Here is a 16181-nt window from a genome sequence, read left to right on the forward strand (position 1 = left end):
CGGCCTGGAGACCCTGGTGGGCTTGCTGGCCATCCTCAAGTCCGGGGCCTGCTATGTGCCGATCGATCCGACTCATCCCGCCGAGCGCCTGGACTACCTGCTGCAGGACAGCGGCCCGCGGGCGGTGCTGACCCAGGCCGATCTGCTGGGGCGCCTGCCGCGCGTGTCGGTGCCGGTGATCGAGCTCGACCCGCGTCTCTGGCAGGACTCGGCACAGGACAACCTTGAAGTGGCGGGGCTGACCCCGGCCCATCTGGCCTATGTGATCTACACCTCCGGCTCCACCGGCCTGCCCAAGGGGGTGATGGTGGAACACCGGACCCTGTGCAACCTGGTGGACTGGCACTGCCAGGCCTTCGACCTGCACGCCGGCAGCCACACGTCGAGCCTTGCCGGGTTCGGCTTCGACGCCATGGCCTGGGAGGTCTGGCCGGCCTTGTGCGTCGGCGCCACCCTGCACCTGGCACCGGCCCATGAGGGTAGCGAGGACGTGGATGCCTTGCTCGCCTGGTGGCGTTCCCAGCCCCTGGAGGTGAGCTTCCTGCCAACCCCGGTGGCCGAGTACGCCTTCAGCCAGGAACTGCAACACCCGACCCTGCGCAGCCTGTTGATCGGTGGTGACCGCCTGCGCCAGTTCAGTCATCAGCAGCCCTTTGCCCTGATCAACAACTACGGCCCCACCGAAGCCACGGTGGTGGCAACGTCCGGCCCGATAGCGGCGGGCGGCTCCCTGGACATCGGCCGGCCCATCGCCAACGCGCGGATCTACCTGCTCGATGAGTTGCAGCGGCCGGTGCCCATCGGCGTGGCCGGCGAACTCTATGTGGGCGGCGCCGGGGTGGCCCGGGGTTACCTCAATCGCAACGAGCTGACGGCCGAGCGCTTCCTCGACGATCCCTTCAGCGACCAGCCCGGGGCGCGCATGTACCGCAGCGGTGACCTGGCCCGCTGGCTGGCGGACGGGCGCATCGAGTACCTGGGGCGCAATGACGACCAGGTGAAAATCCGTGGCGTGCGCATCGAACTGGGGGAAATCGAGAGCCGCCTCAACCCGTTCCCCGGGATCAAGGAAGCGGTGGTGCTGGTCCGCGAAGACCAGCCGGGCAACCCGCGGCTGGTGGCCTATTTCACTGCGCACGAGGGGGCTGCTGCGCTGTCGGTGGCGGACCTGCGGGCCCACTTGCTGGCGCAACTGCCGGACTCCATGGTGCCGATGGCCTATGTGCAGCTCGACGCCTTGCCCCTGACCGCCAACGGCAAGCTGGACCGCAAGGCGCTGCCGGCGCCGGATCAGGCGGCCTTGATCAGCCGCGAGTACCAGGCCCCTCGGGGGCCCACCGAAACCACCCTGGCGGATATCTGGCAAGAAGTGCTGCACTTGCCGCGAGTCGGGCGCCACGACCACTTTTTCGAACTGGGCGGCCACTCTCTGCTGGCCATGCGCATGGTGTCCCAGGTGCGTCAGCGCCTGGGGGTGGAGCTGGCCCTGGGCGAGCTGTTTGCCAATGCCGAACTCTGCGCGGTGGCGGCGGTGCTCGACCGGGCCGGACGCAGCCAGTTGCCGGAGATCTTCCCGGCGTCCCAGGACCATGACCTGCCACTGTCCTTTGCCCAGCAACGCCTGTGGTTCCTGGCGCAGATGGACGGTGCCGGCAGTGCCTACAACATCCCCATCGGCCTGGGCCTGCGCGGGCGCCTGGATCGCCCGGCGCTGCAACAGGCGCTGCAGGCCATCGTCGCTCGGCACGCCACCTTGCGCAGCCGCTTTGTCCTGGGTGAAGACCAACCCCAGGTGCTGATCGGTGCCATCGAAGAGGCCCTGGAACTGGGGTTCGAAGACCTGCGGGACGCCCCCCGGAACCTGGCCGAACGGGTACGGGCCGAGGCGGCCCTGGCCTTCGACCTGGAACGCGGGCCAGTGATCCGCGGGCGCTTGCTGGCCCTGGCGGACGATCATCATGTGCTGCTGCTGACCCTGCACCACATCGTCGCCGACGGCTGGTCCATGGGGGTGCTGACCCGGGAACTGGTGGCCCTGTACCAAGCCTTCAGCCAGGGCCGCCCGGACCCGCTGCCGCCGCTGGCGGTGCAGTACAGCGACTTTGCCCTGTGGCAGCGCCGCTGGCTCAGTGGCGAGGTGCTGCAGCAGCAGGGCGACTACTGGCGCCAGACCCTGGCCGATGCCCCGACCTTGCTGACGCTGCCCTACGACCGGCCACGGCCGCCGCACCAGGACTTCAGCGGTGGCAGCGTCGAGATCCTCCTCGATGGGCCGCTGAGCGCCCAGCTCAAGCGCCTCAGCCAGCGCCATGGCTGCACCCTGTACACGACCCTGCTGGCGGCCTGGGGCTTGCTGTTGGGGCGCCTCTCGGGACAGACCGATCTGCTGATCGGCATTCCGGTGGCCAACCGCATGCGCGCCGAGGTGGAAGGGCTGATCGGCCTGTTCGTCAACACCCTGGCCCTGCGCCTGGACCTGGACGCCGAGCAGAGCGTTGCCGCCTTACTGGCCCAGGTCCGCGCCCGCAGCTTCGCCGCCCAGGCTCACCAGGACCTGCCCTTCGAACAGGTGGTGGAGATCGTCCGGCCCCAGCGCAGCCTGTCCCACAGCCCGCTGTTCCAGGTGGTGCTGACCTGGCTCGACGATTTCGCCCAGGACCTGGTGCTCGATGAGCTGACGCTCGAAGGCGTGGCCGGGGCCACTCAGGTGGCCAAGTTCGACCTGACCCTGAGCCTGGGAGAAAGCCAGGGGCAGATCCGTGGCGCCCTGGACTACGCCACCGCCTTGTTCGATGCAGCGACCGTGCAGCGTTACGTCGGCTATCTGGTGCAGGTACTGCAGGCCATGGTGGCGGACGATCAGCAACGGCTGGCCCAGGTGCAACTGCTGGAGGAGGGCGAGCGTCGACAACTGCTGGAGGCCTTCAACGCCAGTACGCAGGACTACCCCAGGGGCATGACCCTGCACCAGCGCTTCGAGGTACATGCCAGGCAGCAAGCTGATGCCACGGCGCTGCAGGCCGGTGAGCAGAGCCTGAGCTACCAGCAGTTGAATACCCGGGCCAATCAACTGGCCCACCATCTGCGCGGGCTGGGTGTGGGCCCGGATAGCCGGGTGGCGATCTGTGCACCGCGAGGCCTGGAGCTGGCCGTCGGTCTACTGGCAATCGTCAAGGCCGGTGGCGCCTATGTGCCCATCGATCCGAGCCATCCGCCGGAGCGTATCGCCTACCTGTTGCAGGACAGCGCACCGCTGGCCGTGCTGGTGCAGGGGGCAACCCGCGCCCTGGTGGGCGATCCGTCGGTTGCGGTGATCGATCTGCAGCAGCCGGACTGGCAACAGCAGTCCTTGGCCAACCCCCAGGTGCCCGGGCTGTGCAGCGAGCATCTGGCCTATGTGATCTACACCTCCGGTTCCAGCGGATTGCCCAAGGGGGTGATGGTGGCACACGGCACCCTGGAGAACCTGGTGGACTGGCACTGCCAGGCGTTCGACCTGGGACCGGGGCGCCATGCTTCCTGTGTCGCCGGCCTGAGCTTCGATGCCATGGCCTGGGAGTTCTGGCCGACCCTGTGCGCGGGCGCGACCCTGCACCTGCCGCCGGCCAGCATCGGCCACCAGGACCTCGACCAACTGCTGCAGTGGTGGCGCGCCCAGCCCCTGGACCTGAGCTTCCTGCCCACGCCCGTGGCGGAATACGCCTTCAGCCAGTCGCTCGGGCATCCGACGCTGCGCACCCTGTTGATCGGTGGCGACCGCCTGCGGCAGTTCAGCCAGCCGCAGAGTTTTGCCGTGATCAACAACTACGGCCCCACCGAAGCCACGGTGGTGGCGACTTCCGGGCTGATGGAAGCCGGCGGGCCCCTGGACATCGGCCGACCCATCGCCAACGCGCGGATCTACCTGCTCGATGAGTTGCAGCGGCCGGTGCCCATCGGCGTGGCCGGTGAACTCTATGTGGGCGGCGCCGGGGTGGCCCGGGGCTACTTCAATCGCCACGAGCTGACGGCCGAGCGTTTCCTCGACGATCCCTTCAGCGACCAGCCCGGGGCACGCATGTACCGCAGCGGCGATCTGGCTCGCTGGCGGGCGGACGGGCACATCGAGTACCTGGGGCGCAACGATGACCAGGTGAAGATCCGTGGCGTGCGCATCGAACTGGGGGAGATCGAGAGCTGCCTCAAGCGGCTGCCCGGGATCAAGGAAGCGCTGGTGCTGGCCCGGGAGGATCGACCGGGACAGACCCGCCTGGTGGCCTATTTCACCGCGACCGGCGCCGTGGCATTGACCCCGGCGGCGTTGCGCAGCCAATTGCTCGGGCACTTGCCCGAGTACATGGTGCCGGCAGCCTACGTGGGCCTGGAGGCGCTGCCGTTGACCGCCAACGGCAAGCTGGATCGGCGGGCGCTGCCCCGGCCCGAGCTCGATGCACTGCTGACCCAGGACTACGTGGCTCCCCAGGGCGCCAGCGAGATCGCCCTGGCCGAGATCTGGAGCGAGCTGCTGCAGGTGCAGCAGGTGGGACGCCACGACCACTTCTTCGAACTGGGCGGGCATTCGCTGCTGGCCATGCGCATGCTGTCCCAGGTGCGCCAGCGCCTGGGGGTGGAGCTGGCCCTGGCCGAGCTGTTCGCCAATGCCCGGCTCAGCGCCGTGGCCGAGGCCCTGGAACGGGCCGAGCGCAGCAGCCTGCCGGACCTGTTGCCGGCGCCGCGCAATCAGCCGTTGCCCTTGTCCTTCGCCCAGCAGCGCCTGTGGTTCCTGGCGCAGATGGAGGGGGCCAACACCGCCTACAACATTCCCATTGGCTTGCGCTTGCGCGGGCAGTTGGATGGCGATGCCCTGCAACGGGCCCTGGAGCGTATCGTCGCGCGCCATGAAACCCTGCGCAGCCGCTTTGCTCAGTACGCTGATGAAGCCGAGGTGCTGATCGCGCCCGTGGAGGCGGGGCTGGGCCTGCTGCTGGAAAACCTGCGGGGCCATCCTCAGGCCGACCAAGCCTTGCAGGCCCTGGTGCAAGGAGAAGCCTCGGCGCCCTTCGACCTGCAGCGCGGGCCGCTGATCCGTGGGCGCCTGATCAGCCTGGCGGATGATCATCACGTGTTGCTGCTGACCCTGCACCATATCGTCAGCGATGGCTGGTCCATGGGGGTGCTGACCCGGGAACTGGTGGCGCTGTACGCCGCCTTCAGCCGCGGCCTGCCCGATCCGCTGCCGCCCTTGGCGGTGCAATACAGCGACTTCGCCCACTGGCAGCGACGCTGGCTCAGCGGCGCGGTGCTGGAGCAGCAGGCGCAGTACTGGCGCCAGGCCCTGGAGGGCGCGCCGCCCTTGCTGATGCTGCCCGGCGACCGACCACGGCCGGCCCGCCAGGACTACGCCGGCAGCAGCGTCGAAGTCCGCCTCGATGCTGCCCTGACGGCCGGGCTGCGGGCCCTGAGCCAGCGCCATGGCACCACCTTGTACATGACCCTGATGGCGGCCTGGGGACTGCTGCTGGGGCGGCTGTCCGGGCAGGCCGAAGTGGTGATCGGCACCCCGGTGGCCAACCGCATGCGCGCCGAAGTCGAAGGGCTGATCGGCCTGTTCGTCAACACCCTGGCCCTGCGCCTGGACCTGGGCGCCGCGCCACGAGTGGAGGCCTTGCTGGCCCAGGTCAAGGCCCGGACCCTGGAGGCCCAGGCCCATCAGCACCTGCCGTTCGAGCAGGTGGTGGAAATCCTGCGTCCGGTGCGCAGCCTGTCCCACAGCCCGCTGTTCCAGACCCTGCTGACCTGGCAGAACGGCGACGGGCCGCAACTGGTGCTCGGGGACCTGCGCCTGGAAGCCATTCACGAGGCCAGCCACTTCGCCAAGTTCGACCTGTCCCTGAGCCTGGGGGAGGTGCAGGACCGGATCGAAGGCAGCCTGGAGTACGCCACGGCGCTGTTCGATGGGTCGACCATGAGGCGGTATGTCGGTTACCTGAAGCGGGTGTTGCAGGCCATGGTGGCGGACGACCAGATGCTGCTGGAGCAGGTGCCGCTGCTGGACGCCGCCGAACGTCGGCAACTGCTGCACGGCGTCAACGCCACCGCTCGCGACTACCCCCTGGAGCAGACCCTGCACGGCTTGTTCGAGGCCCAGGTACTGCGCACCCCCGAGGCATTGGCGGTGCAGGCCGGTGAGCAGCGCCTGAGCTATCACCAGCTCAACCAGCGGGCCAACCAGTTGGCCGGGCATTTGCTGCAACTGGGGGTGGGGCCGGACAGTCGGGTGGCGATCTGTGTCGAGCGCGGGCTGGAAATGGTCATCGGCCTGCTGGCGATCCTCAAGGCTGGCGGCGCCTATGTGCCCATCGATCCGGCATACCCCGCAGAACGCATCGCCTACATGCTTGAGGACAGCGCGCCCCAGGCGCTGCTGGTGCAGGGTGCCACCCGGGCACTGTCGGGCAGCCCGACCGTGCCCCGGGTGGACCTGGACCAGCCACTCTGGGCGCGCCAGCCCCGGGTCAATCCCCGGGTCAACGGGCTGACCCCCGGGCACCTGGCCTATGTGATCTACACCTCCGGTTCCACCGGCCAACCCAAGGGCGCGATGAACGAGCACCGGGCGGTGGTCAACCGCCTGCTGTGGATGCAGGAGCAGTACCGCCTGACGGCCGATGACGCGGTGCTGCAGAAGACCCCCTTCAGCTTCGACGTTTCGGTCTGGGAGTTCTTCTGGCCGCTGTTCACTGGCGCACGGCTGGTGATGGCCCGTCCCGAAGGGCACAAGGACCCGGCCTACCTGCGCCAGGTGATCCGTGATGAAGGCATCAGCACCCTGCACTTTGTGCCGTCGATGCTCGATGTGTTCCTGGCCTATGGCGATACCCGGGATTGCAGCGGCCTGCGTCAGGTGATGTGCAGCGGCGAGGCCCTGCCGGGCAGCCTGGTGCGGCGCTTCAAGCAGCAGCTGCCCCAGGTCGGCCTGTACAACCTCTACGGCCCCACCGAAGCGGCGGTAGACGTCACTGCCTGGGATTGCGCCGGCCCGCTGCAGAACACCCCGGACAACACCCCCATCGGCAAGCCCATTGCCAACACCCGCATCTACCTGCTGGACGGGCAGATGCAGCCAGTGCCTCGGGGAGTGGTGGGCGAGTTGTACATCGGTGGGGTGCAGGTGGCCCGGGGTTACCTCAACCGTGAACAACTGACCGCCGAGCGCTTCCTCAAGGACCCGTTCAGCGAGGCACCCGGGGCGCGCCTGTACCGCACCGGCGACCTGGGTCGCTATCGGGCCGACGGCGCTATCGAGTACCTGGGGCGCAACGACGATCAGGTGAAGATCCGCGGCCTGCGCATCGAGCTGGGGGAAATCCAGGCTCGCCTGACCCAGCTGGACGGGGTCAAGGAAGCGGTGGTGCTGGCCCGGGAGGACGTGCCCGGGGATCTGCGTCTGGTGGCCTACTACACCGGCGCCGTCGGGCGTCCGGCCCTGGCGGTGGAACAGCTGCGCCAGGCGCTGCTGGAACACCTGCCGGACTACATGGTGCCGGCCTTGTTCGTGCACCTGGAGGCGCTGCCCTTGAGCCCCAACGGCAAGTTGGCGCGCAAGGACCTGCCGGCCCCTGGGCTGGCGGCGGCCAGTGTGCGCGAGTACGAGGCGCCGGTGGGTGAGGTGGAGATCCTCCTGGCCGGGCTCTGGGCCGAGCTGCTCAATGTCGAGCGGGTGGGGCGCCAGGATCACTTCTTCGAACTGGGCGGGCATTCGTTGCTGGCGGTGAGCCTGATCGGCCGCATGCGTCGGGCCGGGCTCTCGGCGGATGTGCGGGTGCTGTTCGGCCAGCCGACCCTGGCGGCCCTGGCTGCCGCCGTGGGGCGTGGCCGTGAAGCGCAGGTGCCGGACAACCTGATCTACCGCGACTGCCCGCGCATCACCCCCGAGCTGCTGCCGTTGCTGACGCTGGATCAGGCGGCCATTGACCGGGTGGTGGCCACGGTGCCGGGCGGCACCGCCAACGTCCAGGACATCTACCCCCTGGCGCCGTTGCAGGCCGGCATCCTGTTTCACCATCTGGCCGCCGGCCAGGGCGATCCCTATGTGTTGCAGGCGCAGTTTGCCTTCGACACGGCCCAGCGCTTGCAGACCTTCGTCCGGGCCTTGCAGGGGGTGATCGAACGCAACGACATCCTGCGCAGTGCCGTGCTCTGGGAAGGGCTGGACGAGCCGCTGCAAGTGGTCTGGCGCCAGGCGCCCCTGGAGGGCGATGAAATCGTCCTCGACCCGGGCCAGGGCGACATCCTCGGCCAGTTGCAGGCGCGCTTCGACAGTACGCGCTATCGCCTGGACATTGCCCGGGCGCCGCTGTTGCGCCTGGTCTACGCCCGGGACCCGGTCAACCAGCGGCTGGTGGCGCTGTTGCTGTTCCATCACCTGGTGATGGACCACGTGGCCCTGGAAGTGCTGCAGCATGAACTGCAGGCCTTCCTCCTTGGCCAGCAGCAACGGCTGGGTGACCCCGTGCCCTATCGCAACTACGTGGCCCAGGCCCGACTGGGCATCGGTGAGGCCGAACATGAAGCCTTCTTCCGCGAGATGCTCGGCGATATCCGGCAACCGACCCTGCCCCTGGGCTTGCAGGACGTGCAGGGCGCCAGCGCGTCGCTCAACGAGGCGCGCCAACCCTTGGACCGCCTGCTGAGCCGGCGCCTGCGCTTGCAGGCGCGGCAACTGGGGGTCAGCGCCGCGAGCCTGATGCACCTGGCCTGGGGCCGGGTCCTGGGCTGCCTGGCCAACCAGCAGCAGGTGGTGTTCGGCACCGTGCTGCTGGGACGGATGCAAGGCGGCGAGGGCGCCGAACGGGCCCTGGGGGTGTTCATCAACACCTTGCCGCTGCGGGTGGACCTGGGGGACCTGCCGGTGCGTCATGCGCTGCTGGCCACCCATGAACGCCTGGCGCAACTGCTGGGCCATGAACAGGCGCCCCTGGCCCTGGTGCAGCGTTGCAGCGCGGTGGAGGCGGGTACGCCGCTGTTCAGCAGCTTGCTCAACTACCGCCACAGCGCGCCGTCGGCCGGGCTGCCTGGGCAAGCCGACGCTGCCTGGGAGGGCATGCAGTTGCTCAATGCCCAGGAGCGCAGCAACTACCCCCTGACCCTGAGCATCGACGACCTGGGGGATGGCTTCATGCTCACCGCCGTGGTGGCGGGCATCGATGCCCAGCGCATTTGCCACTACCTGCACGAGGCCCTGGACAACCTGTTGCAGGCCCTGGAGCAGACGCCCGATCTGGCCATCGGCCAAGTGCCGGTGTTGCCGGCTGCCGAGCGCCAGCAGGTGCTGGTGAACTTCAACGCCACCGCCCGCGACTATCCACGCCAGCAGACCCTGGATCAGCGTTTCGAGGAACAGGTGCAGGCCCGTCCCCAGCAGGTGGCGGCGGTCCATGGCGAGCAAGTGCTCAGCTACGCCCGGCTCAATACCCGGGCCAATCAGCTGGCCCATCACTTGCTGGGGCTGGGGGTGCAGCCCGGGGACAGGGTGGCGCTGCTGTTGCCACGCTCCCTGGATCTTTTGCTGGCGCAGTTGGCGGCCAGCAAGTGCGGCGCGGCCTACGTGCCGCTGGACATCAACGCCCCCGCCGAACGCCAGGTGTTCATGCTCCAGGACAGCGGCGCCAGGGTGCTGCTGGCGCACTCGGCGCAGGCCCTGGACGGGGCGCTGCCGGGGGCACAGTTGCTGCGGGTGGACCTGGATCGCCTGCGCCTGGACCGGCTGCCGGGGCACAACCCGGCCCTGGCCCAGTCCTCCGAGGCGGTGGCCTACATCATGTACACCTCCGGCTCCACGGGCGTGCCCAAGGGCGTACTGGTGCCGCACCGGGCCATCACCCGGTTGGTGATCAACAACGGCTACGCCGATTTCAACCCCGGGGACCGGGTGGCCTTTGCCTCCAACCCGGCCTTCGACGCCAGCACCCTGGACGTCTGGGGGCCCTTGCTCAACGGCGGCCGGGTCGTGGTGGTGGACCAGCAGACGCTGCTGGACCCCGAGGCCTTCGCCGAGTTGCTGAAGGCCTCGGGAGCCACGCTGCTGTTTCTCACCACCAGCCTGTTCAACCAGTACGTGCAGCTGATGCCCCAGGCGTTCAGCGGCCTGCGCATGCTCCTGTGCGGCGGTGAACGGGCCGACCCGGTGGCCTTCCGGCGGATGCAGGCCGAGGTGCCCGGCCTGCGTCTGGTCAATGGCTACGGACCGACGGAAACCACCACCTTTGCCGTGACCCATGAGCCCGAGGCACTGGCGGCCGACGCCGACAGCGTGCCCATCGGCCGGCCGCTGTCCAACACCTGCGTGTACATCCTCGATGCCCAGGGCCAGCCGCTGCCCATCGGCGTAGTGGGGGAGATCTACATCGGCGGCCAGGGCGTGGCCAAGGGCTACTTGAATCGCCCTGAACTGAGCGCCGAGAAGTTCCTCCCCGATCCCTTCTGCAGCGCGGCCGCCAACCCTGGCTCCAAACCCCTGATGTACCGCACCGGCGACCTTGGGCGCTGGCAGGAGAACGGCCTGCTGGAGTACCTGGGGCGCAACGACCAGCAGGTGAAGATCCGTGGCTTTCGTATCGAACCGGGGGAAATCGAGGTGCGGCTGGCGAGCTTCCCCGGACTGCGCGATGGCGTGGTCCTGGTGCGCGAGGAGGCGCCCGGGGACTTGCGCCTGGTGGCCTACTACACCCTGCAGCCACAGGCGCCGGAGCCGGCCGTCGAAGCCTTGCGCAACCACCTGCTGGCGCAACTGCCGGAGTACATGGTGCCTCAGGCTTACGTGCGTCTGCCGGCACTGCCCCTGACCAACAACGGCAAGCTGGACCGCAACGCGCTGCCGGCGCCGACCCCCGCGGCGCAGGTCATCGCCTGTTTTGAAGCGGCGCAGACGCCCCTGGAGCAGACCCTGGCGGCCCATTGGGCGCAGGTGCTGAAACAGGAGCAAGTGGGGCGCCATGAGCATTTCTTCGAACACGGCGGGCATTCGCTGCTGGCGATCCAGTTGGTCAACCGCCTGCAACAGGCCGGGCTCGACGTGAGCCTGGCGCAGTTGTTCCAGCACCCCAGCGTGGCCGCCATGGCGCGTTTGCTGGAGGCGCGCCCGGCGACCCCGCAACAGGCCCCCGAGTGGGTCACGGTGCGCAGCGGCAGTGGCCCGGCGCTGTTCCTGGTGCACGAGTTCACCGGCCTGGATGCCTACTTCCCGGCGCTGGGGCAGCACCTGGAAGGGGATTTCCCCATCTATGGCCTGCCGGGCGTGGCCCTCGGCCAGCCGCAGTTGCGCACCCTGGAGTGCCTGGCCACCCGCTTGCTGGAGGTCATGCGCCGGGTCCAGCCCGAAGGGCCGTATCGCCTGGCGGGCTGGTCCTTCGGTGGGGTGCTGGCCTATGAGATCGCCCAGCAGTTGCTGGGGCAGGATCAGCAGGTGGCGTTCCTCGGCTTGATCGACAGCTACGTGCCGCGCCTGACCGACCAGGGCAAGGCGCGCTGGTCCGCAAGCGATCCCCGCAAGCAGCACCTGCTGTTGCAGTGCAGCGCCTACTGGAGCGCCCAGGGCCCGGCGGGCGTGCAACCGCTGGCGCTCGTCGAACAGCTGCGCCAGGCCCTGGATCGCCTGGACTTCCCCGAGCTGCTGCAACGCTGCCGGGAACAGGGGCTGCTGTTCGAGCAACTGGCAAGCGCGGCGCCCGAGGCGCTGGGGCATTACCTGGACCGTGAGGTGGCTCACGGCCATGCACTGGCCCATTACCGCCTGCACCCGATCAGTGTGCCGGTGCACCTGTTCTGCGCCGCCCAGCGGCCCAGCGCATTGTCCCGGCGCAGCCCGACCCTGGGCTGGGGCGAGGTGCTGCCGGGGCCATGCCTGCACTGCATCAGCGTGCCCGGGGATCACCTGAGCATGATGAAGGCGCCGCATATCCATGAACTGGGCCAGGCCATGAGCCAGGCCATCGAGCAGGCCGGGGTCGCTGCCAGCACCGGAGCAACGCCCCACCAGCCCTTGCTGCGGATTCAGAGCGGGCGCTGCGGGCAGACGCCGATCTTCTGTGTGCCGGGGGCCGGCGACAGCGTTACCGGCTTTATCGGCCTGACCGAAGCCCTGGGGCCGGACTGGCCGATCTTCGGCCTGCAGGCCCGGGGCCTGGATGGCCAGGGCGTGCCCCACACCCAGGTGGAGGCGGCGGCGCGCTACTACCTGCAAGCCATCGAGCAGGAGTACCCCCACGGGCCGTTGCACGTGATCGGCCACTCCTTCGGCGGCTGGGTTGCCTTCGAAATGGCCGGGGCCCTGCAGGCCGCGGGGCGCGAAGTGGCGTCCCTGACCCTGATCGACAGCGAGGCCCCGGGCGGCCACGGCCTGGTGGGGCGGCCCTACACCAGCACGGCCGCGCTGTTGCGGCTGATCGAGTCCATGCAACTGGCGTGCGGCCAGAGCCTGGGCATCGATCCGCAGCTGTTTGCCGCCGAGGACGACGCCATGCAGATGCACCTGCTGCATGCCGGCATGGTCCGGGTCGGCCTGCTGTCCCAGCGTGCCGATCCTCGGGCGATGCAGGGGCCGGCGCGAACCTTCGCCAGTGCCCTGCGTACCCGCTACCAGCCGCAACGCCCTTACCGGGGACCGGTGCGCCTGGTGCTGGCGGACGATCCGCGCCTGGACGCCGCCGGCAACCTGCGCGAGCAGGAGGCGATGGTCCAGGGCTGGCGTGGGCAGGTGACGGAACTGGGGCTGTGGCAGGGGCCGGGCAACCACTTCAGCCTGCTCAAGGCACCCCACGTCCAGCATCTGGCGGCCTGGTGGCGTGACGGGCTGGCGCTGCCCCAGGGGGAGGCTGTGTCATGAGCCTGGATGCGGCGGCGGGCCGGGTGCCCGCCGCTGGCTGACAGCCTTTCATTCATCTGGAACACCGCTCACTACGGCAGCACGGTGTTCTGTAAGGGGGCTCGCCGCTGGCCGGTGGAGCCCGCCCTCAACGCACTTGTGGTCATCTATGGAAAAGTCGAAGTTTCGCAAAATCGGTATGGGGCTGTTGCTGGTGGTTGTGGCTGGATTGATTTTCTATACGGTGCGGGCGCCGGCAGAGCCGCCGCAGTACCTGACCGCCCGGGTCGAGCGGGGAGACATCGAGAACGCGGTCCTGGCCTCGGGCCTGCTGGAGGGCATCAAGCAGGTGGACGTCGGGGCCCAGGTTTCCGGGCAGTTGAAGTCGCTCAAGGTCAAGGTCGGGGACAAGGTGAAGAAGGGCCAGTGGCTGGCGGAAATCGATCCCCTGGTGTTGCGCAACACCCTGCGCCAGGCCCAGGTGGACGAGGAAAACCTGCAAGCCAAGCGCCGTGCCACCGCGGCCCAGCTCAAGGAAACCAAGGCCATCTACGAGCGCTACCGCGACCTGCAGTCGGACGCGTCGATTTCCCAGCAGGACTTCGAGACCGCCGAGTCCAACTACGAGGTGCAGCGCGCCAACCTGCTGTCCCTGGACGCGCAGATCAAGAGCGCGCATATCCAGATCGACACCGCCAAGGTCAACCTGGCCTACACCCGCATCGTCGCGCCGATTGACGGTGATGTGGTGGGGGTGGTGACCCAGGAAGGCCAGACGGTGATCGCCAACCAGCTGGCGCCGGTGCTGCTGAAACTCGCGGACCTGGACACCATGACCGTCAAGGCCCAGGTCTCGGAGGCCGACGTGATCCATATCGCTCCCGGCCAGCAGGTGTACTTCACCATCCTCGGCGAGGCCGACAGGCGCTATTACGCCAAGCTGCGGGGCACTGAGCCGGCACCGCAGAACTTCCTCGAAACCCAGACCGCCGGCACCCCCAAGCAGAACACCGCGGTGTTCTACAACGCCCTGTTCGACGTGCCCAACCCGGACCACCGGCTGCGCATCTCGATGACCGCCCAGGTGCGCATCGTCCTCGACACCGCCAAGGATGTGCTGATGGTGCCGGTGGCCGCCCTGGGTCCGCGCAACGCCGATGGCAGCTTCGCGGTGCGGGTGCTGGACGCCAAGGGCCATGCCCAGGCGCGCAACGTCAGCACCGGGATCAACAACAACGTCAAGGTGCAGATCAAGGACGGCCTGGCGGAGGGCGATCAGGTGGTGATCGGTGATCCGCTGCCCGGCACGGCAGGGGCCTGACCATGACCCAGCCATTGTTGGAGCTTAAGGGCATCAGCCGCAGCTTCACCGCCGGGGAGCGGGAGTTCCTGGCCCTGAAACACATCGACCTGAGCATCCAGGCCGGGGAAATGGTGGCGATCACCGGGGCCTCGGGCTCGGGCAAGTCGACCCTGATGAACCTCCTCGGTTGCCTCGACTACGCCACGGCCGGCAGCTACAAGGTCAACGGCCAGGAAACCCGCGACCTGGACGATCAGGCCCTGGCGGAGCTGCGCCGGGACTATTTCGGTTTCATCTTCCAGCGTTATCACTTGCTGCCGCACTTGAGTGCCCTGCACAACGTCGAGATGCCGGCGATCTACGCCGGCACCCCGCAAGTCAAGCGCCATGGCCGGGCCCGGGAGCTGCTGGCGCGCCTGGGGCTGTCCGGGCACCTGGCGAACCGACCCAACCAGTTGTCCGGCGGCCAGCAACAGCGGGTGAGCATCGCCCGGGCCCTGATGAACGGCGGCGAAGTGATCCTCGCCGACGAACCCACCGGGGCCCTGGACAGCCACAGCGGCAAGGAGGTGATGGGCATTCTCCAGGAACTGCATGCCTTGGGGCATACGGTGATCATCGTCACCCACGACCCTCAGGTGGCGGCCAACGCCGAGCGCATCATCGAAGTGCGCGACGGCGAGATCGTCAGCGACCGGGTCAATGCGCGCGGGGTGGACGAGGAGCCGGCGCAAACCCCGGTGAGCACCCGGCCGGGCGGAGCACGACGCCTGGTGGCCAGCCTCGGGCTGTTCAAGGAAGCCTTCGTCATGGCTTGGGTGGCGCTGGTTTCGCACCGCATGCGCACCTTGCTGACCATGCTCGGGATCGTCATCGGCATCACCTCGGTGGTGTCCATCGTGGCCATTGGCGAGGGTGCCAAGCGCTACGTGCTCAAGGACATCCAGGCCATCGGCAGCAACACCATCGACATCTTCCCCGGGGCCAGTTTCGGCGACAGCCGGGCAGCGGCGATCCAGACCCTGATGCCCGCCGACGTGACGGCCCTGAACCAGCTGTACTACGTCGACAGCGCCACGCCGATGGTGGGCCGCAGCCTGTTGCTGCGCTACGGCAATATCGACCTCAATGCCACGGTCAACGGTGTCAGCCACCTGTACTTCAAGGTTCGCGATCTCAAGCTGGCGGCGGGCATCGCCTTCAGCGAGAACGATGCCCGGCGCCAGGCCCAGGTGGTGGTGATCGACCACAACACGCGCAACCGCCTGTTCGGTCCCGATGTGGACCCCCTGGGGCAGGTGATCCTGGTGGGCAACCTGCCGTGCACGGTGATCGGGGTCACGGCCGAGAACAAGAACATGTTCGCCGCCAGCAACCTGCTCAACGTCTGGCTGCCTTACGAGACGGCGGCGGGGCGGGTACTGGGCCAGCGCCACCTGGACAGCATCAGCGTGAAGATCAAGGACGGCCAGCCGAGCAAAGTGGTGGAGGAGCATGTGAAGAAGCTCATGGAACAGCGCCACGGCACCAAGGACTTCTTCACCAACAACCTCGACAGCATCATGCAGACGGTGCAGCGCACCAGCCGCTCCCTGGCCTTGCTGTTGTCGCTGATCGCGGTGATTTCCCTGGTGGTCGGCGGCATCGGGGTGATGAACATCATGTTGGTGTCGGTGACCGAACGTACCCGCGAAATCGGCATTCGCATGGCGGTGGGGGCGCGGCAGTCGGACATCCGCCAGCAGTTCCTGGTGGAGGCGGTGATGGTCTGCCTGATTGGCGGGGCCATCGGCATCGCCCTGTCGTTTGCCATCGGCTACCTGTTCACCCTGTTCATCAAGGAATGGGAGATGGTGTTTTCCATGGGCTCGATCGTCACCGCGTTCGCCTGTTCGACCCTGATCGGCATCGTCTTCGGCTTCGTTCCGGCGCGCAACGCCGCCCGGCTGGACCCGATCGAGGCCCTGGCCCGGGATTGAGCGGCCCACAGACAGAACCGCCGGCTCAGGGGCCGGCGGGGGCGGGGTTACGGGATCA

Annotated in this window: 3 protein-coding genes (1 of these 3 running past the window's edge); all 3 read left to right on the forward strand. The window is 68.3% G+C overall.

What is annotated here, in order from left to right; translation table 11 throughout:
* On the forward strand, positions 1-12862 hold the 3' portion of the coding sequence (locus LOY69_RS10920; RefSeq protein WP_265074524.1) for a non-ribosomal peptide synthetase. The gene continues 1862 nt to the left of window position 1, outside the view; only the last 12862 of its 14724 coding nucleotides appear in the window; its start codon lies off the left edge, out of view; the stop codon is at positions 12860-12862.
* Positions 12863-13010: 148 nt separating this feature from the next.
* Positions 13011-14162, forward strand: a complete 1152-nt coding sequence (macA, locus tag LOY69_RS10925) for a macrolide transporter subunit MacA (RefSeq protein ID WP_102882415.1) — start codon at positions 13011-13013, stop codon at positions 14160-14162.
* A gap of 2 nt (positions 14163-14164) precedes the next feature.
* Positions 14165-16123 (forward strand): MacB family efflux pump subunit, encoded by a 1959-nt coding sequence (locus LOY69_RS10930; RefSeq protein ID WP_265074525.1) that lies wholly within the window; start codon positions 14165-14167, stop codon positions 16121-16123.
* Positions 16124-16181: the final 58 nt, after the last annotated feature.

The organism is Pseudomonas sp. B21-059 (assembly GCF_026016285.1).
GTDB lineage: Bacteria > Pseudomonadota > Gammaproteobacteria > Pseudomonadales > Pseudomonadaceae > Aquipseudomonas > Aquipseudomonas danubii.

What these genes read in the sequence shown, in the direction of transcription:
- LOY69_RS10930 (WP_265074525.1), top strand. Translation starts at nt 14,165, where the DNA reads ATGACCCAGCCATTGTTGGAGCTTAAGGGCATCAGCCGCAGCTTCACC.
- macA (WP_102882415.1), top strand. Translation starts at nt 13,011, where the DNA reads ATGGAAAAGTCGAAGTTTCGCAAAATCGGTATGGGGCTGTTGCTGGTG.